28 protein-coding genes, 3 pseudogenes and 1 riboswitch are annotated in these 25,159 nt (G+C 73.2%); of the genes and pseudogenes, 9 read left to right on the forward strand and 22 right to left on the reverse strand.

What is annotated here, in order from left to right; genetic code table 11:
• On the reverse strand, positions 1-558 hold a 558-nt coding region (locus EAO77_RS27315; protein WP_147991055.1), incomplete at its 3' end, for an alpha/beta hydrolase.
• 153 nt (positions 559-711) lie between these two features.
• Here EAO77_RS27315 and EAO77_RS27320 point away from each other — a divergent pair.
• Complete coding sequence (locus EAO77_RS27320; protein WP_147990909.1) at positions 712-1,605, forward strand: RNA polymerase sigma-70 factor; 894 nt, start codon at positions 712-714, stop codon at positions 1,603-1,605.
• A gap of 258 nt (positions 1,606-1,863) precedes the next feature.
• On the forward strand, positions 1,864-2,628 hold the full coding sequence (locus EAO77_RS27325; RefSeq protein WP_147990910.1) for a GntR family transcriptional regulator: 765 nt from the start codon (positions 1,864-1,866) through the stop codon (positions 2,626-2,628).
• 240 nt (positions 2,629-2,868) lie between these two features.
• Here EAO77_RS27325 and EAO77_RS41090 read toward each other — a convergent pair.
• Positions 2,869-3,324 (reverse strand): annotated as a pseudogene (locus EAO77_RS41090) (ROK family protein); the annotation flags it as partial.
• Between EAO77_RS41090 and EAO77_RS41095 the strand changes: the two are divergent.
• Positions 3,319-3,483, forward strand: a complete 165-nt coding sequence (locus tag EAO77_RS41095; protein ID WP_187283435.1) for a hypothetical protein — start codon at positions 3,319-3,321, stop codon at positions 3,481-3,483. The pseudogene EAO77_RS41090 and the gene EAO77_RS41095 overlap by 6 nt on opposite strands.
• Here EAO77_RS41095 and EAO77_RS41100 read toward each other — a convergent pair.
• Positions 3,449-4,150, reverse strand: a pseudogene (locus EAO77_RS41100) (ROK family transcriptional regulator); the annotation flags it as partial. The gene EAO77_RS41095 and the pseudogene EAO77_RS41100 sit on opposite strands and share 35 nt — an antisense overlap.
• 232 nt (positions 4,151-4,382) lie before the next feature.
• Between EAO77_RS41100 and EAO77_RS27340 the strand changes: the two are divergent.
• The gene (locus EAO77_RS27340; RefSeq protein ID WP_147990911.1) at positions 4,383-4,817 is read left to right on the forward strand and encodes a hypothetical protein; all 435 of its coding nucleotides are present in this window, start codon (positions 4,383-4,385) and stop codon (positions 4,815-4,817) included.
• A gap of 49 nt (positions 4,818-4,866) precedes the next feature.
• Here EAO77_RS27340 and mug read toward each other — a convergent pair whose 3' ends face one another.
• Genes mug through EAO77_RS27355 form a run of 3 tightly spaced genes read right to left on the reverse strand, consistent with a single transcriptional unit; the run spans position 4,867 to position 7,771 of the window.
• Positions 4,867-5,436, reverse strand: a complete 570-nt coding sequence (mug, locus tag EAO77_RS27345; RefSeq protein WP_147990912.1) for a G/U mismatch-specific DNA glycosylase — start codon at positions 5,434-5,436, stop codon at positions 4,867-4,869.
• A complete protein-coding gene (gene purB, locus EAO77_RS27350; RefSeq protein WP_187283417.1) occupies positions 5,433-6,875 on the reverse strand; it encodes an adenylosuccinate lyase in 1,443 nt (480 codons plus the stop codon). Before purB ends, mug begins: the two co-directional genes overlap by 4 nt.
• Before the next feature lie 59 nt (positions 6,876-6,934).
• Positions 6,935-7,771, reverse strand: coding sequence for an SGNH/GDSL hydrolase family protein (locus EAO77_RS27355; RefSeq protein ID WP_147990913.1), 837 nt, complete (start codon positions 7,769-7,771; stop codon positions 6,935-6,937).
• Between the two features lie 61 nt (positions 7,772-7,832).
• Between EAO77_RS27355 and EAO77_RS27360 the strand changes: the two genes are divergently transcribed.
• Positions 7,833-8,852: a maleylpyruvate isomerase family mycothiol-dependent enzyme gene (locus EAO77_RS27360; protein WP_147990914.1), complete on the forward strand. Its 1,020-nt coding sequence runs from the start codon at positions 7,833-7,835 to the stop codon at positions 8,850-8,852.
• 248 nt (positions 8,853-9,100) lie between these two features.
• On the opposite strand, the gene EAO77_RS27365 is transcribed toward EAO77_RS27360, so the two are convergent.
• The 3 genes from EAO77_RS27365 to EAO77_RS27375 all read right to left on the reverse strand — a co-directional run bounded on the left by EAO77_RS27365 (position 9,101) and on the right by EAO77_RS27375 (position 12,044).
• Complete coding sequence (locus EAO77_RS27365; protein WP_147990915.1) at positions 9,101-10,117, reverse strand: hemolysin family protein; 1,017 nt, start codon at positions 10,115-10,117, stop codon at positions 9,101-9,103.
• A complete protein-coding gene (locus EAO77_RS27370) occupies positions 10,114-11,466 on the reverse strand; it encodes a hemolysin family protein (RefSeq protein ID WP_147990916.1) in 1,353 nt (450 codons plus the stop codon). Before EAO77_RS27370 ends, EAO77_RS27365 begins: the two co-directional genes overlap by 4 nt.
• A gap of 155 nt (positions 11,467-11,621) precedes the next feature.
• Entirely contained in the window at positions 11,622-12,044 is a 423-nt protein-coding gene (locus tag EAO77_RS27375) for a GNAT family N-acetyltransferase (RefSeq protein WP_147990917.1), read from the reverse strand.
• Positions 12,045-12,161: 117 nt separating this feature from the next.
• On the opposite strand from EAO77_RS27375, the gene EAO77_RS27380 reads away from it, so the two are divergent.
• Both EAO77_RS27380 and EAO77_RS27385 read left to right on the forward strand, forming a co-directional pair.
• Positions 12,162-12,377, forward strand: coding sequence for an antitoxin (locus EAO77_RS27380; protein WP_147990918.1), 216 nt, complete (start codon positions 12,162-12,164; stop codon positions 12,375-12,377).
• Entirely contained in the window at positions 12,374-12,745 is a 372-nt protein-coding gene (locus EAO77_RS27385) for a fic family toxin-antitoxin system, toxin component (RefSeq protein WP_147990919.1), read from the forward strand. Before EAO77_RS27380 ends, EAO77_RS27385 begins: the two co-directional genes overlap by 4 nt.
• Positions 12,746-12,823: 78 nt before the next feature.
• On the opposite strand, the pseudogene EAO77_RS27390 reads toward EAO77_RS27385, so the two are convergent.
• The 6 genes and pseudogenes from EAO77_RS27390 to bioB form a co-directional block, all read right to left on the reverse strand.
• Positions 12,824-13,096: pseudogene (locus tag EAO77_RS27390) on the reverse strand (SAM-dependent methyltransferase); the annotation flags it as partial.
• Between the two features lie 26 nt (positions 13,097-13,122).
• On the reverse strand, positions 13,123-13,794 hold the full coding sequence (locus EAO77_RS27395) for a class I SAM-dependent methyltransferase (RefSeq protein ID WP_147990920.1): 672 nt from the start codon (positions 13,792-13,794) through the stop codon (positions 13,123-13,125).
• Between the two features lie 36 nt (positions 13,795-13,830).
• Positions 13,831-14,187, reverse strand: a complete 357-nt coding sequence (locus EAO77_RS27400) for a VOC family protein (RefSeq protein ID WP_147990921.1) — start codon at positions 14,185-14,187, stop codon at positions 13,831-13,833.
• A 236-nt stretch (positions 14,188-14,423) separates the two neighbouring features.
• Positions 14,424-15,137 carry a dethiobiotin synthase gene (gene bioD / locus EAO77_RS27405; protein ID WP_147990922.1) on the reverse strand — a complete coding sequence of 238 codons (714 nt, stop codon included), beginning with the start codon at positions 15,135-15,137 and terminating at the stop codon, positions 14,424-14,426.
• 305 nt (positions 15,138-15,442) lie between these two features.
• Positions 15,443-16,732 carry an adenosylmethionine--8-amino-7-oxononanoate transaminase gene (locus tag EAO77_RS27410; RefSeq protein ID WP_147990923.1) on the reverse strand — a complete coding sequence of 430 codons (1,290 nt, stop codon included), beginning with the start codon at positions 16,730-16,732 and terminating at the stop codon, positions 15,443-15,445.
• Positions 16,725-17,900, reverse strand: coding sequence for a biotin synthase BioB (gene bioB / locus EAO77_RS27415; protein WP_147990924.1), 1,176 nt, complete (start codon positions 17,898-17,900; stop codon positions 16,725-16,727). The genes EAO77_RS27410 and bioB overlap by 8 nt, the downstream gene beginning before the upstream one ends.
• A gap of 146 nt (positions 17,901-18,046) precedes the next feature.
• On the opposite strand from bioB, the gene EAO77_RS27420 reads away from it, so the two are divergent.
• Positions 18,047-19,201 carry an 8-amino-7-oxononanoate synthase gene (locus EAO77_RS27420; RefSeq protein WP_147990925.1) on the forward strand — a complete coding sequence of 385 codons (1,155 nt, stop codon included), beginning with the start codon at positions 18,047-18,049 and terminating at the stop codon, positions 19,199-19,201.
• A gap of 241 nt (positions 19,202-19,442) precedes the next feature.
• On the forward strand, positions 19,443-19,874 hold the full coding sequence (locus EAO77_RS27425) for an ATP-binding protein (RefSeq protein WP_147990926.1): 432 nt from the start codon (positions 19,443-19,445) through the stop codon (positions 19,872-19,874).
• A gap of 76 nt (positions 19,875-19,950) precedes the next feature.
• On the opposite strand, the gene EAO77_RS27430 is transcribed toward EAO77_RS27425, so the two are convergent.
• From EAO77_RS27430 to EAO77_RS27460, 7 genes are all read right to left on the reverse strand, one after another.
• The gene (locus tag EAO77_RS27430; RefSeq protein ID WP_147990927.1) at positions 19,951-20,427 is read right to left on the reverse strand and encodes a C40 family peptidase; all 477 of its coding nucleotides are present in this window, start codon (positions 20,425-20,427) and stop codon (positions 19,951-19,953) included.
• Between the two features lie 4 nt (positions 20,428-20,431).
• Positions 20,432-20,605, reverse strand: a riboswitch (cyclic di-AMP (ydaO/yuaA leader).
• 328 nt (positions 20,606-20,933) lie between these two features.
• Entirely contained in the window at positions 20,934-21,242 is a 309-nt protein-coding gene (locus EAO77_RS27435) for a hypothetical protein (RefSeq protein ID WP_147990928.1), read from the reverse strand.
• A gap of 6 nt (positions 21,243-21,248) precedes the next feature.
• Positions 21,249-21,881 carry an ATP-dependent Clp protease proteolytic subunit gene (locus EAO77_RS27440; protein ID WP_147990929.1) on the reverse strand — a complete coding sequence of 211 codons (633 nt, stop codon included), beginning with the start codon at positions 21,879-21,881 and terminating at the stop codon, positions 21,249-21,251.
• 168 nt (positions 21,882-22,049) lie between these two features.
• Entirely contained in the window at positions 22,050-23,240 is a 1,191-nt protein-coding gene (gene xerC / locus EAO77_RS27445; protein WP_147990930.1) for a tyrosine recombinase XerC, read from the reverse strand.
• 349 nt (positions 23,241-23,589) lie between these two features.
• The gene (locus EAO77_RS27450) at positions 23,590-23,952 is read right to left on the reverse strand and encodes a hypothetical protein (protein WP_147990931.1); all 363 of its coding nucleotides are present in this window, start codon (positions 23,950-23,952) and stop codon (positions 23,590-23,592) included.
• A 256-nt stretch (positions 23,953-24,208) separates the two neighbouring features.
• Positions 24,209-24,814 (reverse strand): hypothetical protein, encoded by a 606-nt coding sequence (locus EAO77_RS27455; protein WP_147990932.1) that lies wholly within the window; start codon positions 24,812-24,814, stop codon positions 24,209-24,211.
• A 28-nt stretch (positions 24,815-24,842) separates the two neighbouring features.
• Positions 24,843-25,058, reverse strand: a complete 216-nt coding sequence (locus tag EAO77_RS27460) for a hypothetical protein (protein WP_147990933.1) — start codon at positions 25,056-25,058, stop codon at positions 24,843-24,845.
• Between the last annotated feature and the right edge of the window lie 101 nt (positions 25,059-25,159).

The raw sequence follows: 25,159 nt of genomic DNA on the forward strand, positions 1-25,159 counted from the left end.
CGCCGCGGGCGAACGGCGCCCGGGCCGCGCGTAGATGGAGCTCACCAGCACCGCCCGGCCCGCCGTGGTACGCGACAGCCGCTCGATCACCGGCTGCGGCATCGAACGGGCAGCCAGCCGCATCGCCCGCAGGGTGGTGAACGCGTACACCCGCTCGCGCTCCGACCAGAAGCCCGCGGGCGACAGGGCGGTGACGGACCTGACGAGCTCCTGGCGCCCGAGTTCGAGCGCCAGCAGGCCGCCGAGCGAGTTGCCCGCGACATGCGGGCGCTCCACCCCGATCTCCCGGCAGAACGTGTCGAGCGCCGCCGCGATGGTGGGCAGGTCGTACGGGAGCCCGTCCGGCAGCGGCCGCGAGGAGCCGAAGCCCGGCAGGTCGACGGCTATGACGTCGCGCTCGGCGGCGAGGATCTCCAGCACCGGCTGCCATGCCTGCCAGTGGTGGCCGATGCCGTGCAGCAGGAGCAGAGGCTCGCCGCCGCCCCTGCGCTCGTAGCCCAGAGTCAGCGGACCGCTGCCCCGGCCGGTGGTGACGGAGAACGAGATCTCTTCGGCCATGTGCCTGCTGCTCCCTGATTGCTGGACGGTCTGTCAGTAACAATTACCGTCCGGTAGCCCGCTGTTCAAGAGTCCGGCGGGCCCCTTCGGATGTGCCGCGCGCCGCACCCCCGTCCGCTGGACACCGACGAGCGGGTCGGCTGGGATGAAGGGGTGGCAACCGACACCGTGACCGACGTCTTCGAAGCGCACCGGCCCGTCCTGACCGGCGTCGCCTACCGCATGCTCGGCAGGGTCGCCGACGCCGAGGACGTGGTGCAGGAGGCGTGGCTGCGCTGGTCCGCCGCCGACCGCGAGGACGTGCGCGAACCCCGGGGCTACCTCGTCCGCGTCACCACCCGCCTCGCCGTCGACCGGCTCCGCCACATCGGCTCGCGCCGCGAGTCCTACGTCGGCCCCTGGCTGCCCGAGCCGATCGTCACCGACTTCGGCCCCGAGGTCCCCGACACCGCCGAACGCGCGGTCCTCGCCGACTCGGTGTCCCTCGCCGTGCTCGTCGTCCTGGAGACGCTCTCCCCGCTGGAGCGGGCCGTGTTCGTGCTCCGCGAGGCATTCGGCTTCCCGTACGGCGAGATCGCCGCCACCCTGGAGAAGTCCGAGGCGGCGGTGCGTCAGCTCGCGGGCCGCGCACGCCGGCACGTCGAGGAGCGCAGGCACCGCTACGACGTGGACCCGGCCCAGTGCCGCGACCTGACCGAACGCTTCCTGACCGCGGCCGCGGGCGGGGACCTGGCGCAGCTCCTCTCGCTCCTCGCGCCCGACGTCGCCCTGGTCGGCGACAGCGGCGGCAAGTCCAAGGCGCCGCTGCGCGTGATCCGCACCGCGGACAAGGTCGGCCGGTTCCTCCTCGCCGTCAGCCGGGAACAGCTCGGACGCGTCGAGGCGCGGCCCGTCGAGGCCAACGGCGCTCCCGCGCTGCTGGTCCTGGTGGACGGCCGTCCGGACAGCCTCCTCCAGGTGGAGGCCGTGGACGGGCGCATCTCCCGCGTCTACATCGTCCGCAACCCGGACAAGCTCACCGGCCTGACCGTCCCCGGGGCGCCCTGACCCGCCCGGTCCGCCACGTCACGAGACCCCGCGCCGCCCGCCCGGCGCGGGGTCTCGTGACGTTCCGACGCACCGGTGGCAGAGGTACGACAACCTCATGAACGCACTGCGACGCCGGACGGCTTCACAGCGTGACGACCGCATGATTGGTCTTGACCAAGCAGGAGGCCGGTTCTATGGTCGCAGGGTTAGTGCAGGAACCTTTAATAAACAAGGGCGCGGAAAGCCGCCGGGGACACGGCGATTGCGGAGGACAGGGTGGGGACCACGCAGCTCGACACGGTGCCGGAGCCTAAGTACTGGCACCTCAAGACCGTCTTGGCCGAAGCACTCGACTCCGAGTTCACGGTCGGCGAGATCCTGCCCAACGAACGGGATCTGGCCGCCCGTTTCGGTGTCGCCCGCGCCACGCTGCGCCAGGCGCTGGAGCAGCTCGAACTCGAGGGCCGCCTCCAGCGGCGCCGCGGCGTCGGCACCACCGTCGCGCCCCCGCGCGTGGGCGTGGACGTCTCGGCGTCGCCGTACGACTGGCCGGGCGTGGCGTCCGACGCCTGGCAGCCCACCGAGTGCACCCGTGCCGTGCCGCCCCCGGCCGTCGCCCGTCTCCTCGACAGCGAGGCCGGCGAGGAGACCCACGTGGTCCGCCGGGTACGCGTGGGCCACGGCCAGTCCGTCGCCGCCGAACTCCTCTACGTGCCGTCGTCGTCGGTGCCCGACCTCTCCGGGATAGACGCCCCCTCCGGCCCCGCGCTCGCCCGCAGCGTGCTGCGCGAACTCGCGCGCCTCGAACTGGAGGGCCAGGACCGCGCCGTGGAGCTCGGCTCGGCGGGCGCCGTCGACGCCAAGGAGCTGGACCGGCTGCCCGGGGCGCCCGTCCTCGTGGTCACCACCCGCTACTTCTCCGGCGGCCGCACCGCGGCGGTCTCGGCGGCGACCTACCGCGCCGACACCTGCCGGCTGACTTTCGGCGCCCAGGGCGGCCTGGAGATCAGCCACGACGACGACCGGCGCCGGGCCTCCTGACGGGACGGCGACGCGAAGGCCCGCCCGGGTGCACCGGGCGGGCCTTCGCCCGTCCCGCGGCGTGTCACGAACGTCCCGTCTGCCCCGCGACACCCGGCACACCCTCGTCGTGCTGTCGGGATCGCCCGAGTGCCGCGGGTACGGGGACGCCCCTCCGCCTCGCGGGGACACGCACCGGATGCCGCCGTGCCCCTGGCGGGCGGACGGCGCTGCTTTCGCGTCACGCCCTCGGGGCCGGCCTCAGCGGCGGGCGGTGGCCGTGCCCTCCACCGCGAACAGCTGCTCCTCCACATGGTCCAGGGCCACCCGCAGCGCCCCCGTGGCCACCGCGGCCTCGCCCAGCATCGACAGGGCCACCTGCGGCGGCCGCAGACAGTAGCGGGACAACTGGGCGCGCAGCGGCTCCAGTACACCGTCGAGGCCGGCCGCCCAGCCGCCGATGACGACCAGCTCCGGGTCGAGCGCCAGCACGAGGGCCGCCACGTCGTGCACCAGCCGCTGGTTGTACCGGTCCACCGCCTCCCGTGCCTGCGCGTCGCCGTCCTTGGCCAGGGCGAACACCTCGGCCACCGCCTGCTCGTCGAGCGGGTGCAGCGGTTCGTCCGTCGTCGACAGCAGCGTCTCCGGCGTCACCTCGCGCCCCAGCAGGTGCAGCGCCCCGATCTCCCCTGCCGCGCCCCCGAACCCCCGGTGCGCTACTGTCTGCGGCCGCCGCAGGTGGCCCTGTCGATGCTGGGCGAGGCCGCGGTGGCCACGGGGGCGCTGCGGGTGGCCCTGGACCATGTGGAGGAGCAGCTGTTCGCGGTGGAGGGCACGGCCACCGCCCGCCGATCAGCGAGCCCGCCCCCGGGCTGAGTCCGGCGAGCACGAAGACGATGTCGTCCGAATCCCGCGCGGCGCCCTTCCAGTGCTCGGCGACGGCCGCGGCGTTCGCGTCGTTCTCGACCAGCACCGGGCAGCGGAACGAGCGGCTCAGACGCTCCCCGAGCGGCAGTCCGGTCCACCCCGGCAGGGCCGTCGACAGCCGTACCGTGCCGTCGGCCTCCACGATCCCCGGCGAGCCGACGCCCACCGCCCGCAGACTGCTGCGGGCCACTCCGGTGCGGCGCAGCACGTCGGCCACCACGGACCGCACACGCTCCAGGCGGTCGTCCGCGCTCGCCGTCTCCGACACCGACCGGGAGCCGGCCCCGATGATCCGGCCGTCCAGGCCGGAGAGCAGGGCGGCGATCCGGTGGGCGCCGATCTCGACACCCAGCAGATGGCCCGCCTCGGCGCGGAAGCGGTAGCGGCGCGCGGGCCGGCCCTGGCGGCGCGCCTCGCCCTCCTCGGGGACGCTCTCCACGACCAGCCCGGCCTCGACGAGCCCCTCGACCACGCCCTCGACCGTGGGGCGCGACAGACCCGTGATGCGGGTCAGGTCGGTCAGGGTGGGGGAGTCCGCGCCCCGCAGGGAGTGGAGCACCACCGCGGAGTTGATACGCCGCAACAGGGAAGGATCTCCGCCGGTCAGCCGCCCCACTGTGTGTCCTCCCAGTTCGAGCGCGTCTTGGCCGGATCGTACTCGGTGCGGCGGGGGTGCGCGTACCCGCCCCGGGCGGGCCCCGCACCCGGCGCCGGACCGCTCGGGCGGCTGGGTGCGGACGCGGCGGGCCCGGCTGCCCCGTGCCGGACGGCGGGCGCCGGGGCCGGCCGCCGCCGCTCCCGGACCTGACGGACCGCCAATTGTCGTAGGGGGCCGGTTTACTGGGTCCATGACCACCGCACGGCATCTCGCCGAGATAGACCTGCTGCGCGGCCGGGCCTTCCCGGACGTGCCCGGGCCCTCGCCGTCCGGATCCGCCGGCCCCGGGTACCACCTCGCCCGGTTCCCGGCGGACGGCGCGGGGGACGACGGGCGGGAGCCGTCCCCCGGGGAGAGCGAGGCGCAGTGCAGGGCGGAGTACGAGGCCCTGGCCGCGGCCCTCGCGGTGCGCTGGGGCGCGCCGCAGCACGTGAGCCTGTGGTCGGTGTCGTTCTCCGGGGCCGCGGGCGAGCCGGTGCCGCCGCCGTGGGAGGAGCTGAGCCACCGGGCGGGGGAGGTCCGGCTGTGGCGCGTGGCGGATCAGTGGATAGCCGTGGGCGCCGCCCCCGCCGGCGAGGACCGCTGGGAGCTCCTGGTCGCGGTCACCGGGACGGACCCGCCCTGACCGGCGAACGCCCTTTCCGGCACGCGCCGGCCACCGGCGCCCCCTGCTGTCAGCGCCGCCGCTCCGCGCCGCCGGACTCCTCCGCCGCCAGGCGCAGTTCCGCGTAGGCGTCGGCCATCGTCCGTACCGTCCAGTGCGCGTTCAGCCCGCTCGGATTGGGCAGCACCCAGATCCGGGTGCCGCCGATGCGGCGGTCCTGCGGCCCGACCGCGGCGGCCCGCTCGCCGAAGGCCGTGCGGTACGCGGTGATGCCGACGACCGCCAGCCACCGCGGCCGCAGCCGCTCCACCTTCGCGGTGAGCAGCCGGCCGCCCTCCCGGTACTCCTCCGCGGTCAGTTCGTCGGCGCGGGCCGTCGCCCGGGCCACCACGTTGGTGATGCCGAGCCCGAGCGCCGGCAACTGGTCCTGCTCCGCCGGTTCCAGCAGCCGGGGAGTGAAACCGGACAGGTGCAGCACGGGCCAGAAGCGGTTGCCGGGCCGGGCGAAGTGGTGGCCGGTCGCCGCCGTCGTCAGACCGGGGTTGATCCCGCAGAACAGCACCCGCAGGCCGTCCGCCACCACGTCCGGCACCAGGCGGTCGCGGGCGGCCTCCAGTTCGGCCCGGGTGAGCCTCGTCAGAGGATCGCTCCCGGCGTGTAGAGCGCCGCCTGCGGGTGCTGCTTCACGATCTCCTCGATCCGGGAGACGACGGCGGCGACCTGCCCGGCGGCACCGCCGGTGAACGACAGCTTGTCCGCCATCAGCGCGTCGAGCTGCGCCCGGTCCAGCGGGATCCGCTCGTCGTCGGCCAGCTTGCCGAGCAGCTCGTTGCGCTCCGCGCCCTGCTCGCGCATCGCCAGGGCCGACGCGACCGCGTGCTCCTTGATGGCCTCGTGGGCGACCTCACGGCCGACACCGGCGCGCACCGCGCCCATCAGCACCTTGGTGGTCGCGAGGAACGGCAGGTAGCGGTCGAGCTCACGTGCGACGACCGCGGGGAACGCGCCGAACTCGTCGAGCACGGTCAGGAAGGTCTCCAGCAGTCCGTCCAGGGCGAAGAACGCGTCCGGGAGCGCCACGCGCCGGACCACCGAGCAGGAGACGTCGCCCTCGTTCCACTGGTCGCCCGCCAGCTCGCCGGTCATCGAGGCGTAGCCGCGCAGGATGACCATCAGGCCGTTGACCCGCTCGCAGGAGCGCGTGTTCATCTTGTGGGGCATGGCGGACGAGCCGACCTGGCCGGGCTTGAAGCCCTCGGTCACCAGCTCGTGGCCGGCCATCAGCCGGATCGTCTTCGCGACGGACGACGGCGCGGCGGCGAGCTGCACCAGCGCGGAGACGACGTCGTAGTCGAGGGAGCGCGGGTAGACCTGGCCCACCGAGGTGAGGGCCTGCCCGAAGCCGAGATGGCCCGCGATGCGCCGCTCCAGGTCGGCCAGCTTCGAGGCGTCGCCACCGAGCAGGTCGAGCATGTCCTGCGCGGTGCCGACCGGGCCCTTGATCCCGCGCAGCGGGTACCGGCCGAGGAGGTCCTCCAGCCGGGCGTGGGCGACGAGCAGCTCGTCGGCGGCCGTCGCGAAGCGCTTGCCGAGGGTGGTGGCCTGCGCGGCGACGTTGTGCGAGCGGCCGGCCATGACGAGCTCGGCGTACTCGCCCGACAGCTTGCCGAGGCGCGCCAGCACGGCCACCGTGCGGTCGCGCACCAGCTCCAGGGAGAGCCGGATCTGGAGCTGCTCGACGTTCTCCGTCAGGTCCCGGGAGGTCATGCCCTTGTGCACGTGCTCGTGCCCGGCGAGGGCGTTGAACTCCTCGATGCGGGCCTTCACGTCATGGCGGGTGACCTTCTCGCGCTCGGAGATCGACGCGAGGTCGACCTCGTCGAGCACCCGCTCGTAGTCGTCGAGCGCCGCGTCCGGGACGTCGATCCCGAGGTCCTTCTGGGCGCGCAGCACCGCGAGCCAGAGCCGGCGCTCGAGGCGGACCTTCTCCTCGGGGGACCAGAGGACGGCGAGCTCCGCGGAGGCGTAGCGGCCGGCCAGGACATTGGGGATGCGAGGCTTCGCAGACACAGCAGTCACGTGTCCGGATTCTACTGGTGGTTTCTGCAGGCCAGCGCCATGGCCCCGGTTGTGCGTTGCTACGAACGGTCCGCGGGTGCCGTCCCGGGGCCCGGCAGGCTCCCGTCCCGCTCGGCCGCCGCCGCTGCCGCCTCGTACGGCGCGAGCTCGGGGCGCTTGGCGGGCCGGCCGTCGCCGGACGACCGGCCGGTGAGCCGGCGCCCGATCCACGGCCCGAGGTGCCGGCGGGCGAAGCGCAGGTCCGCGGCCCGGCGCACGGCCCAACCGGGCACCGTCGCCGGCGGCAGGGGCGCCCGCCAGTCGTCCTCGGCCGCGAGCCCGAGGCTCTGCCACACCGCCTCGGCGACCCTGCGGTGCCCCTCGGCCGTGAGGTGGAGCCGGTCGACGTCCCACATCCGCTGGTCGCCGAGCACCTCGGCGCCGTACAGGTCCACGACGAGTGCGCCGTGCCGGGCGGCGAGGGTGTCGATGTGCGCGAACAGCTCCTCCATCCGCGGCCGGAAGCGCTGCATCACCGGTCCGTTGCGGCCGGGGGAGCGCATGAGCACCAGCGTTCCGCAGGAGGGGGCGAGCGTCTCCACGGCCTGGTCCAGCAGCCCGCGCACCCTCCCCATGTCGCACGAGGGGCGCAGAGTGTCGTTCAGGCCGCCGACCAGGGTGACCACGTCGGCGCGCATGGCGGCGGCGACGCCGACCTGCTCCTCGACGATCTGGCCGATGAGCTTGCCGCGCACGGCGAGGTTGGCGTAGGCGAAGTCCGGGGTGCGGGCGGCCAGCCGGGCGGCGAGCAGATCGGCCCAGCCGCGGTAGCTCCCGTCGGGGAGAAGGTCCGACATGCCCTCGGTGAACGAGTCACCGACCGCGACAAAACTGGTGTAGTTGGCATTCATCTCCATGGCGCAGCGATCGTACCGCGCGGTAAGGTCCCTCGGTTCCGTACCGGGAGGGGAGCAATCAGTGAGCGATGCCCTGCTGAACACGCTGGCGGAAGCGCTGGCGGAGGTGGTGGCCACGATCGACACCTGCGACGACGAGACACTCGACCCGGACACCGCCGTGACGTGGCTGGAGAGCACCGGCGCGCTCCTCGACAGGCTGTCCCCCGCGGACCGCCAGAGCCTCGGGCGGCTCCTGCGGCGGGCGGCCGACCGGCATCCCGCCGGGCCCTGGCGCGACGAACTGCAGCGCCTGCCGGAGAGCTTCGGCCTCGACGACGACCAGCACGAGCTGTACTGCGCGGCCATCGAGCACCTGGTGCGCCGGTTCACCGCGGTGGTCGGCGACGTGGACCCGGCCACCCCCGTGACGACCTGCCCCGGGTGGACCTTCGCCGACCTCGTGCGGCACCTCGGCACGACCCACCGCTGGGCGGCCCACGTGGTGCAGGTGCGGGCGTCGGAGCCGGTGTGGGCCCGGGACGTGCCGCTCGGCCTCCCCGAGGACCCGGCCGCGCTCCCGAACTGGACGGCCGAGGCGGCCGACCTCTCGCTCGCGGTCCTGCGCAAGGTGGACCCGGACACCCCGGTCTGGTCGTACGGAGCCGACCAGCGGGTGGCCGGATACGCGCGGCGCCTGCTGTTCGAGGCGGTCGTGCACCTCGCCGACGCGGAACTCTCCCTGGGACAAGAACCGGACATAGCGGCGGGCACGGCGGCCGACGGGATCGAGGAGTTCCTGGAGAACCTGCCGCACCTGGCGCGTCTGGCCGGACCGGTGGCCGCCCTCCCGGCGGGGACCGTCCGCCTCACGGCCCGCGACACGGGTGCGGCCTGGACCCTCTCCTTCGGGCCCGGCGGCTTCTCCTGGACCCGGACCGGTCAGCCCGTCTGCCCGGCCCCGTCCTCGGCGGCGGTGTCCGGAACCGCCGCCGACCTGCTGCTCTTCGTCCACGGCCGCCGCGGCCCCGAGGACCGGCGGCTGACCGTGACCGGCGACCCGGCCGTGCTGACGGGGTGGCTCACGGCCACGGCCTTCTGACCCGCCCCCGGGGCCCTGCGCACACCTGCGGCGTCCCGACCCGCCCGCGGGCCTGCTCGGGGCCCCGGCACACCGGCACACCTCGCATCGGCGGCGGTCCGCCGCGCCCACGGCCCGGATCGGGGAGAAAGGCGGCCCCCCGGCCCGTCGGGGGGACCGATCCCGGGCCGGCACGGCCGGGGGACGAGTCCGGCCCCGGTGCACCGCCGTGGCGGCGGTGCACCGGGGCCGGGCCCGTGCACAGCGGATCAGCGCGAGGGGCGGCCGACCAGCTCGCGCAGGATGTCCTCCATCGTCACCAGACCCTCCGGCCGGCCCTCCTCGTCGAGGACGGCGGCGAGGTGCGTCCGGCTGCGACGCATCGCCGTGAGCACGTCGTCCAGCGGGGTCGTCGCCCGCACCCGGGCGATCGGGCGCAGCGCCGTCACGGGGAACGGCAGGTCGCGCGGGGTGGCGTCCAGGGCGTCCTTCACATGCAGGTAGCCGAGGATCCGCCGCCCGGTGTCGATCACCGGGAAGCGCGAGAACCCGGACTCCACCGACAGCTGCTCCAACTGCTCCGGCGTGGTCCCGGCCTTCGCGTACACGACCCGCTCGACCGGCATCACCACGTCGCGCACCGGGCGGCGGCCCAGCTCCAGCGCGTCGCGCAGCCGTTCCGCCGAGCGGTCGTCGAGGAGCCCGGCCTCGCCGGAGTCCTGGACGAGGGAGGCGAGCTCGTCGTCCGAGAACGTGGCCGAGACCTCGTCCTTGGGCTCCACCCGCAGCAGCTTCAGCAGACCGTTCGCCAGTGCGTTGACCGTGAAGATCACCGGGCGCAGGGCCCGGGCCAGCGCCACCAGGGGCGGGCCGAGCAGCAGCGCCGAGCGCACCGGCTCCGCGAGCGCGATGTTCTTCGGGACCATCTCGCCGAGCAGCATGTGCAGGTAGGTGGCGAGCGCCAGGGCGATGACGAACGAGATCGGGTGCACCATTCCGTGCGGCACGCCGATCGCGTCGAACACCGGCTCCAGCAGGTGGGCGATGGCCGGCTCGGCCACGATGCCGAGCACCAGGGTGCACAGCGTGATGCCCAGCTGCGCGGCGGCCAGCAGCGCCGACACGTGTTCGAGGGCCCACAGCACACTGCGGGCGCGGCGGTTGCCCGCCTGCGCCTCCGGTTCGATCTGGCTGCGGCGCACGGAGATCAGCGCGAACTCTGCGCCGACGAAGAAGGCGTTGACGACCAGGGTCAGCAGGCCGATGAACAACTGGATCCCGGTCATCGTCCGGCCTCCTCGGTGAGATTGCCGTCCTCGGCGCCGTCACCGGCGAGCGGTGCGTGCATCAGGACCCGGGCGGCCCGCCGCCCGGCGGCGTCGACCACGTCGAGGCGCCAGCCCGCGATGTCGAGGCGGTCCCCCTCGGCGGGGATGCGCCCCAGCTCGGTGGCGACGACACCGGCCAGCGTCTCGTACGGACCGTCCGGGACGTCCAGGCCGATCGTGGCGAGCTGGTCGGTGCGGGCGGCGCCGTCCGCCGACCAGAGCCGGCGCCCGTCGGCGTCCTCGCCGGCCCGCGCCAGGTCGGGCGTCTCGTGCGGGTCGTGCTCGTCCCGCACCTCGCCGACGACCTCCTCGACGATGTCCTCCAGCGTGACGACCCCGGCGGTGCCGCCGTACTCGTCGATCACCACGGCCATCGTCGACCGGCCCGACAGCCGGTCGAGCAGCCGGTCCACCGTCAGCGTCTCCGGGACGAGCACCGGCTCGCGCAGCAGGTCCGACACCCGCCGGCGCGGCCGCTCGTCCGCGGGGACCGTCAGCACGTCCTTGATGTGCGCGATGCCCACGACCGTGTCGAGGCTGCCCCGGTACACGGGGAAGCGGGACAGTCCGGTCGCCCGGGTCGCGTTCGCGACGTCCTCGGCGGTCGCCGACACGTCGAGGGCCATCACCTGGACCCGGGGCGTCATCACGTTCTCCGCGGTGAGCTCCGCGAGGTTCAGGGTGCGGACGAAGAGCTCGGCCGTGTCCGCCTCCAGGGCCCCGGCCTTCGCCGAGTGCCGGGCGAGGGCCACCAGTTCCTTGGGGCTGCGCGCGGACGCCAGCTCCTCGGTGGGCTCCAGCCCGAGCCGGGTCACGATCCGGTTGGCGGTGCTGTTGAGGTGCCCGATCAGCGGCCGGAACGCGGCGGTGAAGACCCGCTGCGACGGTGCGACCACCTTCGCCACCGCCAGCGGCGACGAGATGGCCCAGTTCTTGGGCACGAGTTCGCCCACCACCATCAGCACGATGGTGGACAGCGCGGTGCCGATGACCAGCGCCACCGACGAGGCGACGGAGGGGGAGAGACCGAGGTCCTCCAGCGGCCCGCCGATGAGCGCGGCGATGGAGGGCTCGGAGAGCATGCCGACGACGAGGTTCGTCACGGTGATGCCGAGCTGGGCGCCGGAGAGCTGGAACGTGAGGCTGCGGACGGCCTTCAGGGCGCCGGCCGCGCCGCGCTCGCCCCTTTCGGCGGCGCGTTCGAGCTCGCTGCGCTCGACGGTGGTGAGGGAGAACTCTGCCGCGACGAAGACACCGCAGGCCAGCGAGAGCAGCACCGCCACGGCGAGCAGGAGTACTTCGGTCATCGGTTCACCTCCGTCCCATGATCGGACAGGAGGAGGACGGTCGCGCGATGTCTGCTACTGGGAGGCTCGCCCATGGGCGGACGCTCACACCTTTCGTACGGGAGGCCGACAATCCACCCATCGTAAAGGAGCGGCAAACCAAGGGGCCGGGGCGGTCAGGAGACGGGCTTCACCCAGCGCCGCCAGTGGTCCTGGCGCTGGAAGCCGGCCGCCGACCAGGCGTGATGGGCGCGTTCGTTCGCCTCCAGCACCATCGCGTCGGCACGCCGCCCGCCCACCGCCGCGAAGCGCCGCTCGGCCGCCTCCAGCAGGGCGGTGGAGATGCCCCGGCGCCGGTGCGAGGGGAGGACGGCCAGCCGGTAGAGCGAGCAGCGCCACCCGTCGTACCCGGCGATCACCGTGCCGACCAGCAGCCCGCCTTGCTCGGCGAGGATCAGCGCCTGCGGGTCCCGGCCGACGAGCCGGGTGACGCCGTCGATGTCGTCCGTGATGCTCGTCCCCTCCGCCGCGAGGGTCCAGAAGGCCAGGACGGCCTCCGCGTCGGCCGGGGTGGCGGGGCGTATGAGCAGATCGGTCATGATCGCGAGCCAAGCACGCGCGGGGAACCGCGCGCCACCGAGTTCCGCCGGGCGGGACGGCGGCCGTCGCATCCCGGCGTCTTGCGGGTGCTAGCGGTCCGGCGCTAGCGTTGAGGGGTGGCCAAGACACAGCTGAACGTACGGGTCGACGAGACCACCGCGGAAGCCGCCCGGCAGCGGGCGCTCGCCCGCGGCATGAGCGTGAACCGCTACATCGAGGAACTCGTCAAGCAGGACGCGGGCGAGGCGGGCCGTACCTTCGTGGACGCGGCGGCCGACTTCATGAAGGAGTACGAGGCGGTCTTCGCCGAGGAGTTCGGCGAGCGGCGTTGACGCTCTCCATCGACCTCGCCTGGCTGCTCATGGTCGCCGAACACCGCACTCCCGGCGACCCGCAGGTGACCGACTGGGGTGCGCTGGTGGCCGCCGTCGGCCGCCACGACGCGGAGATCTTCGGCACGCCCGTCTACCAGGACCCGCACACCAGGGCGGCCGCCCTGCTCCAACTGCTGCTGCACGTACCGGCGCTGGAGCACTCGAACGCGATGTTCGCGTCCGCCGTCGCCTACGGCTATCTCGTCGCCTCCGGCCTGAAGGTCGACACCTCCCCGGAGCAGGTGCGCGATCTCGCCCGTCTGGTCAAGGAGGGCAAGGCCGACGTGCACGCCGTCGCCGACGCACTGCGGCAGTGGTGCGGCTGAACGCGGTCACCCGCCGGCGGGCAGTGGTGCCGCCGAGCACGGTCAGGCGCCGGCGGGCAGCGGTGGGGCCGAGCACGGTCACGCGACGGAGGGCCGCCGCGCGACGCCGATGACGCACGGCGAGGTCGGCAGCCGTACGCCCCCTTCCGGAACCCGCAGCCGCCGGTACGCCCCGAGCTCGAAGCCGGCCGCCTCGATCGCGGCGAGGGTGTCCCGCGCCGTGTGACACCCGCCGAACAACCGGGGCCACACCGTACGGTCCAGAGCGCGCTGGACGCGGGCCGCACCAGGGGTGGGCGCGAGGCCGTGCTCGAAGAACCGCAGCTCACCGCCGGGCCGTAGCACCCGCCGGCGGGCAGCGGTGGGGCCGAGCACGGTCACGCGACGGAGGGCCGCCGCGCGACGCCGATGACGCACGGCGAGGTCGGCAGCCGTACGCCCCCTTCCGGAACCCGCAGCCGCCGGTACGCCCCGAGCTCGAAGCCGGCCGCCTCGATCGCGGCGAGGGTGTCCCGCGCCGTGTGACACCCGCCGAACAACCGGGGCCACACCGTACGGTCCAGAGCGCGCTGGACGCGGGCCGCACCAGGGGTGGGCGCGAGGCCGTGCTCGAAGAACCGCAGCTCACCGCCGGGCCGTAGCACCCGGTGGATCTCCGCCAGGGAACGCGGCAGGTCCCGCACGGTGCACAGCACCAGGGAGACCACCGCCGCGTCGAACGTCCCGTCCCCGGCGGGCAGCGCCTCCGCCGTGCCCGGCACCACCTCCACCGGCACACCGGCCCGGCCCGCCGCCTCGTGCGCCGCCTCGCGCAGGGTGCGCTCCGGTTCGACGGCCAGGACCCGGGAGACCGCGGCCGGGTAGCGGGCGAAGTTCAGGCCGTTTCCCGCGCCGACCTCGACGACCTCGCCGGACAGCCCCGCCAGCAGCTCGGCGCGGTACGCGGCGATGCCCGCGCGGACGTCCGCCTGGACGCTCATCCGCGCGTAGAAGCGGGCGAACAGGGGATGGTGGACGGCGTCCCCGGACGCCTTCGGTGCGCGCGCCATGCTCGACCTCCTCGGTGACCACGGTACGACCGCGGCTCAGGCGCCGGACGTACCCGCCACGAAGCAGAACTCGTTGCCCTCCGGGTCGGCGAGCACCTGGAACCTGCCGTGGTCGTCGGTGACGACCGCCCCGATCCGCGAGGCGCCGAGCCGCACGGCCTCGTCGGCGGCCGCGTCCACGTCACCCGCGTGCAGATCGAGGTGCAGCCGGTTCTTCGCCGCCTTCTTCTCGGGCACCTTCTGGAAGGCGACCCGCACGGAGTCCGGCGGATCCACGTACGACCAGTCCTCCCCGCGGTCCACCGCCTCACCACCGAGCAGCGCCGCCCAGAACCGGACCAGCAGTGCCGGGTCGTGGCAGTCGAAGACGATCTCGTCGATCCGTGCGCGCATGGCGTCAGCCTACGGGCTGCCCCGCAACCCCCGGGGGAACGGCGTGCGGCGCCGGACGCGGGGCGTCGCAAGGCGGAAGGCCGGCCTCGTACCGGGGGCAGCCGGGCGATCCGGCGACGCGCCGGGGCCGTCGTGTTGCGCCCGCCGGGGATCGCGGGGTCGGCCCCGCGGACGCCCGCGCCGCGGCGCACGAGGTCCGTGCGCCCCCGGCGCGTCCGGCATGCGGCGGTGTGCGGTCAGTGGGCCGCAGCCGCCCAGGCCTCGGTGTCCATCCGGCCGCCGAGCGGCGGCGCGAGCCATCCGGCCGCCGCCGACCGGAACGCCTCGGGGGTGAGGGCGCCCGCGCCCTCGGGCACGGCCCCCAGGAGCGGGGCGCCGGCGGCCGGCGGCAGGTCCGACCTGTTGCACAGCGCGGCGAGATCCGGCTCCGCGGGCCAGCTGCCGATCACCACGCCCAGCTGGGCGAGCCCCCTGGCGCGCAGGGCCTCGCCCGTCAGCGCGGCCGTGTTGAGGGTGCCCAGCCCGGCCGGCGTGACGACGAGCACCGGCGCGCCGAGCAGCGCGGCGGCGTCGGCGAGCGTGGCTCCCGTGTCGTCGAACCGCACCAGCAGCCCGCCCGCACCCTCGACCAGCACCAGATCATGATCGGCGGCCAGCTCGCCGGCCGCCTCGGCGATCCGTTCCGGCCCCACCGGGGCGAGCCCCGCGCGCCGCGCGGCCGTCGCGGGTGCCAACGGCTCCGGGAAGCGCGCCAGCTCGACCGCGGTGACCCCGCCGGCCAGCCGGACCACCTCGGCGACGTCCCCCGGCTCGCCCGGCGCGACACCGGTCTGCGCAGGCTTCAGCACGGCGACGGACCGTCCCGCGGCCGCGGCCACGGCGGCCACCGCCGCCGTCACCACGGTCTTGCCGATCTCCGTCCCCGTACCCGTCACCACGATCACTGCCATGCCGCACCTCCCTGTCGCTCGTTCGTCGCTCCTGCCATGACCGGGCCGACCTCGTGTGCTCCAGCCCGTCCGGCGCTCGAGGACACCGCGCGCAGCGCGGCGCCGCACCTACCGGCCCGCACCTGGGCTCCGTAGCCCGCCCGGCGTCTGTGCCACCGCACCCGGCGCGGCGTCGCACCGACCGGCCCCGCGCCCCGTCCGGCTCTCGAGGACACCGCCCGCAGCGCGGTGCCGCACCCACCGGCCCGCACCCCGCGGCGACCACGCCACCCGAACGCCCCCGCCCCGGGACACCCGGAGCCGCCTCATCCCGCGGCCGCGGCCGCGACAACCCCCCGGCACACCGTCGCCAGGTCCTCCGCGCCGGTGACGTAGGGCGGCATCACGTACACGAGGTCACGGAACGGCCGCAGCCAGACCCCCTCGCGCACGGCCGCGCGGGTCGCCGCCGCCATGTCGGCGGGGTGGTCCAGCTGGACCACGCCGATGCCGCCCAGGACCCGGACCTCCCGTACCCCGGGCAGTTCGCGCGCCGGGGCCAGCCCCTCGCGCAGGCCGGTCTCCAGACGCTTGACCTCCTGGCGCCAGTCCCGCTCCAGCAGGAGGTCGACGGAGGCGCAGGCCACGGCAGCGGCCAGCGGGTTGCCCATGAAGGTCGGGCCGTGGGCCAGCACCGGCACCTCGCCCCGCGAGATGCCGTCCGCCACCCGCGCCGTGCACAGCGTCGCCGCCATCGTCAGATAGCCGCCGGTCAGCGCCTTGCCCAGGCACATCACGTCCGGCGCGACACCCGCGTGCCCGGCCGCGAAGAGCTCTCCGGTCCGGCCGAAGCCGGTGGCGATCTCGTCGAAGACCAGCAGCACGTCGTGCTCGTCGCAGGCCTCGCGCAGCACCCGCAGGTACTCGGGCGAGTGGAAGCGCATACCGCCCGCGCCCTGCACGACCGGTTCCACGATCACGGCGGCCAGCTCGTCCGCGTGCCGCGCGATCAGATCGCGCAGCCCGCCGGCGTAGGACTCCTCGAAGGCGGCGGGCGGCGCGGGGGCGAAGACCTGCTCGGGCAGCACGCCCTGCCACAGCCCGTGCATCCCGCCCTCCGGGTCGCACACCGACATCGGCTGCCAGGTGTCGCCGTGGTACCCGCCGCGCCAGGTCAGCATCCGCCGCTTGGCCGGGCGGCCCAGCGAACGCCAGTACTGGAGGCACATCTTGACCGCGACCTCGACCGACACCGACCCCGAGTCGCACAGGAAGACATGGCGCAGCGGCTCCGGAGTGATCTCGACGAGCCGTGCGGCCAGCCGCACGGCCGGCTCATGGGTGAGCCCGCCGAACATCACATGGCTCATCCGTCCCAGCTGCGCGGTCGCCGCCTCGTTGAGCACCGGGTGGTTGTAGCCGTGCACGGCCGACCACCACGAGGACATGCCGTCGATCAGCTCGCTCCTGCCCTCGGTCTCCTCGGCGAGCCGCAGCCGCACCCCGGAGGCGGACCGCACGACCAGCGGGTCCGTGCGGCCCGGCATCGGGCCGTACGGATGCCAGACGTGTGCCCGGTCCAGGGCCAGCAGCTCGCCCGCGGAGTACTCAGGCATTGGGCGCGAGGTCCGTGCCCGCGCCGCGGCGGCGCACCGCGACCAGGTCCGTCCGGGCGGCGGCGGGCGCCGGCTCCGCCGCGTCCTGCCCGGCGTCGCCTACGGCCCCGTCGGAGCAGCCGCCCCCGCCGTCACCGCACACCGAACCGCAGCCGCCGCCCGCCGCCCGGTGCTCCGGCAGGGTGGTCGTGTCGCTGCCCTCGACCTCGAAACCGGCGTCCGCGATCATCTCCAGGTCGGCCTTTCCGGCCTGGCCCTCGCTGGTCAGGTAGTCCCCGAGGAAGATCGAGTTGGCCAGGTGCAGCGCCAGCGGCTGCAGCGAGCGCAGGTGCACCTCGCGGCCGCCGGCCAGCCGCACCTCGACGTCGGGGCAGACGAACCGGACCATCGCGAGGATCCGCAGCGCGCGCTGCGGGGTGAGGTTCCACTCCTTGGCGAGCGGCGTGCCCTCGAACGGGATCAGGAAGTTCACCGGCACCGAGTCGGGGTCCAGCTCGCGCAGCGAGAAGACCACGTCCACGAGGTCCGCGTCGCTCTCGCCCATGCCGGCGATCAGACCCGAGCAGGCCGACAGGCCGGCCGCATGCGCCTTGTTCACCGTGTCCACGCGGTCCGCGTAGGTGTGCGTGGTGGTGATCTCCCCGTAGGTGGACTCCGAGGTGTTGAGGTTGTGGTTGTAGGCGTCCGCGCCGGCGTCGCGCAGCCGCTCCGCCTGGCCGTCGGAGAGCAGTCCGAGACAGGCGCACACCTCGACGCCCTCGTTCTGCTCCTTGATCGCCTCGATGGTCTTCGACACCCGGTCCACGTCCCGGTCCGTCGGGCCGCGCCCGCTCGCCACCAGGCACACCCGCTTCGCGCCGCCCGCCACACCGGCGGCGGCCGCCTGGGACGCCTCGTCCGGCTTCAGCCAGGTGTACTTGAGGATCTCCGCCTTCGACCCGAGGCGCTGCGAGCAGTACGAGCAGTCCTCCGGGCACAGGCCGGACTTCAGGTTGACCAGGTAGTTGAGCTTGACTCTGCGGCCGAACCACTGGCGGCGCACCTTGCCGGCCGCGGCCACCACATCGAGCAGGTCGTCGTCGGAGGTCGCCAGTACGGCGAGCGCTTCTTCACGGGTCGGCAGCTCGCGCCGCAGCCCCTTCTCCACCAGCGTGTTCAGCAGGTCCATGGCGCTGATCCTGACGTACGGCACAGGGCGCGGCCAAGGAGGAACTCGACAACGGCACCCGAAACAGGTGTGTGGATGACCACATCCACATCCGGTCCGTCCCGGGCTAGGGTCTGTCCGCTGCCTACAAAAGGACCGGACCACGTATGCCGCACGCCACCCAGGATCCCTTCGACTGGATCGACGAGGAGGCGCGCCGCCGTGAGCGCCTCGGGCTGGTCCGCACCCTGCGGCCCCGCAGTGCCGGATCGACGGCCCTGGACCTGGCGAGCAACGACTATCTCGGCCTGACCCGCCACCCGGAGGTCACCGCGGCCGCCGCCGGGGCGGCGCGGCGCTGGGGGGCGGGAGCCACCGGCTCGCGCCTGGTCACCGGGACCACCGAGCTCCACACCGAACTGGAACGCGAACTGGCCGCTTTCTGCGGCTTCGAGGCGGCCCTCGTCCTCTCCTCCGGTTACGCGGCGAACCTCGCCGCCGTCACCGCGCTCGGCGCCCGCGACGCGCTGGTCGTCTCCGACGCCGCCAACCACGCCTCGATCGTCGATGGCTGCCGCCTGGCCCGCGCCGAGACGGCCGTCGTCCCGCACGCCGCGCCGGAGGCCGTGCGCAAGACGCTCGACGCCCACCCCGGCCGCCGGGCCGTGGTCGTCACCGACTCGGTGTTCTCCGTGGACGGCGACGCGGCCCCGCTGGGCGCGCTCGCCGGCGTCTGCCGGGAGGCGGGAGCGGCGCTGCTCGTCGACGACGCCCACGGTCTCGGCGTCCTCGGCGASGGGGGCCGCGGCGCCCCGGCGGCCGCGGGTCTCGCGGGCGCTCCCGGCGTGGTGGCCACGCTGACCCTCTCCAAGTCCCTGGGCAGCCAGGGCGGTGCGGTCCTCGGGCCCGCCCGTGTCATCGAACACCTGGTCAACACCGCCAGGACCTTCATCTTCGACACCGGGCTCGCCCCGGCCGCGGCCGGCGGGGCGCTGGCCGCCCTGGGCGTCGTGCGACGCGAACCCGGCCTCGCGGCACGCGCCCGTGAGGTCGCCGCCGAGCTGCACCGGCGGCTGACGGACGCCGGCCTCACCTCCGCGCGGCCCGACGCGGCCGTCGTCTCCGTACGGGCGCCCTCCCCGGACGCGGCGCTGCGCTGGGCCGCGGACTGCCGTGCCGCCGGGCTGGTCGTCGGCTGCTTCCGGCCGCCGTCGGTGCCGGACGGGATCTCGCGGATCCGGCTGACGGCCCGTGCCGATCTGACCGATGCCCAGATCACCACGGCCGTCATGACGGTCCTGGACACCGCGCCCCCGTTCTGAGGGGGAGTCCGCGGACGCGTCCCCGGTTGCCGAGCACGGCCCGAAGTGACCTCAAATACGCTCCCTCGTAGCAGAGTTCACCGTTTTGAGCGACAATCCGCAGATATCTCGGCAGATCGGTTCCCCGGCCCCGTGACAGATGGCAGGCTGGCGGCGAAGCACAGTCCGGGGCCGTCCTCGTGCGCCGCGTTGATCCGCCGGGAGTCGCGGCACGGCCCGGTGGGAAAGGGACAGCGCCGCCATGGCAGACCGTCAGGAAGCATCCGTCACACTGCCGAGCGACCCGGCCTCGGTGTCGTCCGCCCGCAGATTCGCGACCGATGCCGTCGTCTCCTGGGGGCTGCCCGACGACAGCGACACCGCGGACACCGTGCGCCTGATCGTCTCCGAACTCGCCACCAACGCGGTGCAGCACACCTTCGGCCTGTCACCGACCTTCCGTGTCGACGTCGTGCTGGAACGGGACGAGGTCCTGCGCATCGGCGTCACCGACAGCCACCCGCGCTGGCCGCGCCGGCTCCCCGCCGCGGTCCGGCAGGACAACGGCCGGGGCATGGTCATCGTCCGCTCCCTCACCGCACAGCGCGGCGGCAGATTCACCGTGACGGCCACCGAGGAGGGCGGCAAGACGGTGTGGGTCACCCTGCCCTGGTCGGCCGTCGTGGCCGGATGACGTCAGGGCCCCCGCGCCCGACGTGCGGACGAGCGGACGAGCGGACGTGCACGATCCGGCCACACCGGGGATGCCGTCAGCGCACGCGGCCGTAGGAGACGCTCTTCGACCAGATCTTGGCCAGCCGTACCACGTCGCCCGTCTTGGGGGAGTGCCAGATCCGGCCGCTGCCGGCGTAGATGCCCACGTGGTAGACCGAACCGCCGGAATGGAAGAACACCAGATCCCCGCGTTTTCTCTGGGTCGCCGAGACGTGGCGGGTGCGGTTGTACTGCTGCTGCGCGGTGCGCGGCAGCTTCTTGCCCGCGCGCTTGTACGAGTAGAGCGTCAGACCGGAGCAGTCGAAACGGTGGGGCCCGGTGGCGCCGTAGCGGTACGGCGCTCCCTTCTTCGACTTCGCGACGTCGAGCGCCTTGCTCGCGTGGCTGGTGACCGCGTGCGCCTCGGGGGCGGCGCCGGGGGCGAGGAGTGTGCCGCCGACGGCTGCGATGGTGAGCGCCGAGACGAGGCCGGTACGGGACAGGAGGAACGGAGTGTGCAACTGCGCGGACATGCGCAACCCTTCGTCATACCGCCTGTGAAGAGTGACCTGTCGGGTTCGGACCGGCGAAGACGCCCGGCCGCCGAAGCGGCTTCACCCCGAGGGACGGTCCGGGATCACCGGATCGCCCCGTACTGCTGGGCCCTCCACTCCTGCCGATGCACTTCTGTCGACCAGGCATCCGGTACGGCGGCAGGACTCGGCGTCCGCCCGGACCGCCCCGCCGCGGTGGCGGGGGCTTGTCGTGCCACGGATCCTTGCCCACGCGTGTCCGATTTCCGAGCTGAAACGGCTTTTGTGAAGCCGATCACGACTGATCTGTTCGAGTGGCGAGGGGTGTTAGACCCCCCGGCGGCCGCTGCGGAACCATGGTCGTACCAGCGGTGAAGCCGTCGATTCGTCCGAATCGGTGGTCCCGCCTCGCAAGTCCTGCGGCACCCGACAACTTTGCCCCCGCTCCACCGAACGGGGTAGCGGCGGCGTGCCCCCTTCGGCGGTTGACGGCAGCCGATTGACCGTCAGCTCGTGGAAAGGGGCGGCAGCGTCACCCGGTTCGCGCGGCGTTCGCCGTCCAGGACCCGCAGCGCGCGGGCGAGCGTGCCGGCGTGCACCTCGCTCTCGCCGTGCACGTGCATCAGGGTCAGCGCGTCCCGCAGGGCGGCCGCCCGGCCGGTCAGCGCCTGGGCGGCGCGCAGCGCGCCGTAGGTGTGGGTCGCGCGGGCGGGGTTGATCCGGCCCAGCAGGTCGACCACCTCCAGGTAGCGGTCGACGAGTTCCGCCTCGGCGCGGGTCAGCGCGGGCAGCGGCGGGAGTTCCGGAGGCAGCACCGCGGATCACCGGGTCCGGGCGCCGGCGGCCGCCCGGCGGCTGCCGACGACATGGTCGACGAGCCCGTACGCCTTCGCCCCCGCCGCATCGAAGATCTTGTCCCGCTCCAGGTCCTCGGCGACACGGGCGGCGTCCTGACCGGTGTGCCGCACCAGCATCGACGCCATCTGCTCCCGCAGGCGCAGGAGTTCCGCGGCGTGGATCTCCAGGTCGGACGGCTGCCCGCGCAGCGGCTCGTCGGCGGCCGGCTGCCGGACGACGATCCGGGCGCCGGGCAGGGCCATCCGCTTGCCGGGCGCACCGGCGGCGAGCAGGACGGCGGCGGTGGAGGCGGCCTGCCCGATGCAGGTGGTCGCGATGTCGCAGGTGATCACCTGGAGGGTGTCGTAGATGGCGGTCATGGCGCTGATGGGCCCGCCGGGGGAGTTGATGTAGAGGCAGATGTCCTGGTCGGGGGCCGCGTACTCGAGGTGCAGCAGCTGGGCGACGACGTCGTTGGCCGCGGTGTCGTCGACGGCGGTGCCCAGGAGGACGATCCGCTCGTCGAGCAGCTTGGAGTACGGATCGAGCGTGCGGGTCCCGGTGCTCGTGCGCTCCGTGAACTCCGGCAGGACGTAGCGGGCGGCAGGGCGGTGCATGGCATACCTCTTCCGTGGTCCGGCATCCTCGGCCTTCTGTAAAAAATGTACAGGACGTACAGGCCGTTATGATGGGGAGCATGGCCTACCGCTAGGTATGAAATACCTGTTCAGAGGCATGTTGATCTTGAATTGCAGAGTAAAAATCTCACAGATTCTCACATGGGGTCATTGCGCGGGCGGTTCTCCGACCCCAAGCAGAGCGTTCAGATGGACCACCGCTTCGCCCATGTCGGCAGCGGTCGGGTGGACGTACACGCGCTTCGTGAAGCTCGCGTTCGTGTGGCCGGCCCAAGCGGCGAGGATGGTGTCAGAGACCCCGTTCGTCGCCAGGAACGTCAGGCACGAGTGCCGCGCGTCGTACAGACGCACCTTCCGCAGCCCCAGCCGCGCCATGAGGCTGTACGCGTGCTCCCGCAGCTGGCGAGTGCTCATGGCCTGCCCCAGCAGGTCGACGAACACGTACCCCGACTCGAGGTAGTACGACCCCATGGCGGCCCGCTCCGCCTCGTGGAGCACCTGGGACTGCAGTAGAGCCAGGCGGACCGGCTCAGGCAGCGGGAGAGTCCTCTCGCCGGCCTCGCTCTTGGTGTCCTTCTCCAGGACCCGGGCGTTCCCGATCATCGTGCGTGTGTTCGCCACGTTCAGCGTGCCGGCGGCGAAGTCGATGTCCGACCAGCGCAGGCCCGCCACCTCAGCAGGGCGCAGCCCCATCAAGCCCAGCAGCAGGGGAGCGAACAGCCGGTCCTCCCGGATGCCGACCACGAACCGCTGCACCTCGGCCGGCGTCCATGGCTTTGCCCGCTGGTTCTTCCGCCGGTCCGCCTTCCTGGCCATCCGCGGCACGGTTACGTACTCGGCGACGTTCCGTGCCACCAGGCGCCGCCGCACAGCCAGGCGCAGCGCGGCCCGCAGGCGCCCGAGGACGCCGTCAGCGGTCGACGGGCGGATACCGGTACCCGCCGCGCCGCCGCGTCGCCGTGCGGCCGTCAGGAGCCACGTAACGAACTCTTCCAAGTGCTCCTCGGTGAGTTCCTGCAGGCGGATGTGGCCCAGCTGGGCGTAAACGTGCACCAGCGCGTTCCGGTAGCCGACGAGTGTGGACTCCTCGAGGTCGGCGCGCTTGTGCTCCATGTAGGCGTCCAGCAGCTCCGCGACGGTCATCTTGCTGGGGAGGATCAACTCGCCGGTACGACGCTCGTGACGCATCCGCGCCAGCTCGTTCCGGGCCTCCTTCAGCGTGTCGCAGGTGATCGTGACCTGCTTGCGCTTCCCGTCGCTCGTGCGGCCGGCGTCGATGACGAAGCGGTATCGCGTCTTGCCGTTCTGCAGAGTGACCTTCTTGATGGGGTCAGACATGTGGTGCCTCTCTCGTGGCGCGGGCTGGACTTCAACGGATCGTGGACGTGTACGCGCTAAGGCCGGGCCTGGGTCTGGGGAATTTCAGGCGGGGGTGCCCCAGGGCCCGGGTAGGCAGGGATCCGAACCGAGTCGGGCGACTCCGGCAGATCGTTGTAGTGCCGGCCGCGCGCCCTCGCCCACGCCGCACGGGCCGCCAGCCACTCATCCCGCGCAAAGTGCCACTGCATCGCCCCCCACGGCGCGTAATCCGCATCCCAAGCCGGATCCCGCCACCGAGCGAACTCGAACCGGTACAACTCCACCGGCAGCCCCTCCGGCGGCCCCGACCGCTGCTCTCGGCGCCGGCTCACCCGGCCCGCCCCCACCGTGTGAGCGCCGCTCGCCGTGCCTGTGCCGACCGGTCGAGCGCACCCCCCTCCCGTCCGTCCTCGTCCGGCAGCTTCAGCGCGGCCAGCAGGCGGGCCACCAGCGAACGGTGCTGGCGAAGCTCCTGCACCAACGGATTCGCCACCGGCTGCCCCTGCGACCCCGTGACCACCAGCGGCTGATTCCGCATCGCATCCTCCATCCGGCCGATCATGTCGACCTCGAAGCAGGCGTCACCAAGCACCCGGAGCTCATCAACCCGCAGGTCAAAGCCCTCCGTGATCTCGTTCCACAGGCACAGCCCCTGTGGGCCAAGCCCTTCCGGTACCTCGTTGAGAGCCATTCCGGCCCCCTTCCTTGCTCGGCAAAACACAGCGGAAGCAGCACGCATAGGGGCGAGTGCATTACGGTCCCGGTCTCTGAGGGGCCCCGCCGGGGCCCCTCTCCCCTCCCTGGTGCGCGGCCCGGCCGGCCTGGAGCTGGCCGGGCCGCGGTCGACGCTGGGGAGCAGTCATGGCGGCTACGGAGAACCCTGCTTCCCATGGGTGCGAAGTGTGATTCGTCGTCCACTTCGCTGCCTTTGACGTCGAGTCTTGGGGTTATGCGGCTTGTGGTCCGTCGCCGTAGACCGTGAGGTCGGAGTCGGCGAGCTGGGTGACCTGGGCTGCTGTGAGCCTGCCGAGCTCGCTGGGTGTGTCGAGGACGTATCCCCAGTCGCCTCCGGTGTTGGGCTGTCGCAGGGCGCTGAGTTTTTGGTAGGTGTCTCGCTTGCTGCTGTTCGTCTCGGAGTAGGCCGAGACGATGGGCTGCCAGGCCTGGCCGAATACGGGGGTGCTGGCGAGGTCCGCGGCGTGGGAGGCGATGGCCTTGACCATGTCGGTGTCGCCGGCTCGTTGGGCTCGGTGGAAGGCTTCGGCGGCTTCCTGGGGGTTGGTGTAGGTGGCTGCCTTCTCGCGTGCGTCGCGGGCTGACATGGCGTTGTATCCGGTGCTGTCGTCGCCTCCGAACAGCTTGCGTTCGAGGTAGGAGCGCTGCCGCTGGTAGGCGGCGGTGTCGGCTTCGAGGAGTTCGGCCATGTTGCGTTCGGCGGTGGCGTGGGCGCGGGCGATGGCGACTTGCTTGGCGTGGGCGCTGAGGTCTTGGCGGGCGCGGATGTTGGTGAGCTGCCGGTCGCGCGTGGCGCGGATCTTGTCGGCGGTGGTCATGGTCGGGCTCCTTCGATCGGTTGGCTGGTCAGGGCTTGCCGGGGAAGACGCGGAGAAAGTTCGGGAGCGTGGTCGCGTCGACCGGCTTCCCTTCGTGCAGCACGATGGGGCGGAACTCGCCGTCGGCGTGGACGAGCCAGCCGATGACGTGTGTGCTGCTGTGCAGGCCGTCGTGTTCCTTCAGGGACGCGTACCAGCCGGTTCCGGGGAGGGCGGTAAGGATCGGGGTGGTGTTCGTGGCCATGGTCGGGCTCCTAACTGGGTGTGATTGTGTTGGGGTTTGGTGAGATGTTCCGGCCCTCTGTTGGGCTCAAGTGCGTACCCCTATGGATGGGGGGTGTCGCA

Origin of the sequence: Streptomyces sp. T39 (assembly GCF_008042045.1) — a bacterium.
Classification (GTDB): Bacteria; Actinomycetota; Actinomycetes; order Streptomycetales; family Streptomycetaceae; genus Streptomyces.

Excerpts from the sequence above, each read along its gene's own strand:
- bioB (WP_147990924.1), bottom strand. The coding sequence starts at position 17,900 with ATGGACCTGCTGAACACGCTGGTGGAGAAGGGGCTGCGGCGCGAGCTG.
- xerC (WP_147990930.1), bottom strand. The coding sequence starts at position 23,240 with ATGTCTGACCCCATCAAGAAGGTCACTCTGCAGAACGGCAAGACGCGA.
- EAO77_RS27340 (WP_147990911.1), top strand. The coding sequence starts at position 4,383 with ATGACCACCGCACGGCATCTCGCCGAGATAGACCTGCTGCGCGGCCGG.
- EAO77_RS27450 (WP_147990931.1), bottom strand. The coding sequence starts at position 23,952 with ATGGCTCTCAACGAGGTACCGGAAGGGCTTGGCCCACAGGGGCTGTGC.
- EAO77_RS27430 (WP_147990927.1), bottom strand. The coding sequence starts at position 20,427 with ATGTCCGCGCAGTTGCACACTCCGTTCCTCCTGTCCCGTACCGGCCTC.
- EAO77_RS27455 (WP_147990932.1), bottom strand. The coding sequence starts at position 24,814 with ATGACCACCGCCGACAAGATCCGCGCCACGCGCGACCGGCAGCTCACC.
- EAO77_RS27370 (WP_147990916.1), bottom strand. The coding sequence starts at position 11,466 with ATGACCGAAGTACTCCTGCTCGCCGTGGCGGTGCTGCTCTCGCTGGCC.
- EAO77_RS27365 (WP_147990915.1), bottom strand. The coding sequence starts at position 10,117 with ATGACCGGGATCCAGTTGTTCATCGGCCTGCTGACCCTGGTCGTCAAC.
- EAO77_RS27440 (WP_147990929.1), bottom strand. The coding sequence starts at position 21,881 with ATGCACCGCCCTGCCGCCCGCTACGTCCTGCCGGAGTTCACGGAGCGC.
- EAO77_RS27355 (WP_147990913.1), bottom strand. The coding sequence starts at position 7,771 with ATGGAGATGAATGCCAACTACACCAGTTTTGTCGCGGTCGGTGACTCG.
- EAO77_RS27375 (WP_147990917.1), bottom strand. The coding sequence starts at position 12,044 with ATGACCGATCTGCTCATACGCCCCGCCACCCCGGCCGACGCGGAGGCC.
- EAO77_RS27460 (WP_147990933.1), bottom strand. The coding sequence starts at position 25,058 with ATGGCCACGAACACCACCCCGATCCTTACCGCCCTCCCCGGAACCGGC.
- EAO77_RS27395 (WP_147990920.1), bottom strand. The coding sequence starts at position 13,794 with ATGGCGCGCGCACCGAAGGCGTCCGGGGACGCCGTCCACCATCCCCTG.
- EAO77_RS27400 (WP_147990921.1), bottom strand. The coding sequence starts at position 14,187 with ATGCGCGCACGGATCGACGAGATCGTCTTCGACTGCCACGACCCGGCA.
- EAO77_RS27410 (WP_147990923.1), bottom strand. The coding sequence starts at position 16,732 with ATGCCTGAGTACTCCGCGGGCGAGCTGCTGGCCCTGGACCGGGCACAC.
- EAO77_RS27425 (WP_147990926.1), top strand. The coding sequence starts at position 19,443 with ATGGCAGACCGTCAGGAAGCATCCGTCACACTGCCGAGCGACCCGGCC.
- bioD (WP_147990922.1), bottom strand. The coding sequence starts at position 15,137 with ATGGCAGTGATCGTGGTGACGGGTACGGGGACGGAGATCGGCAAGACC.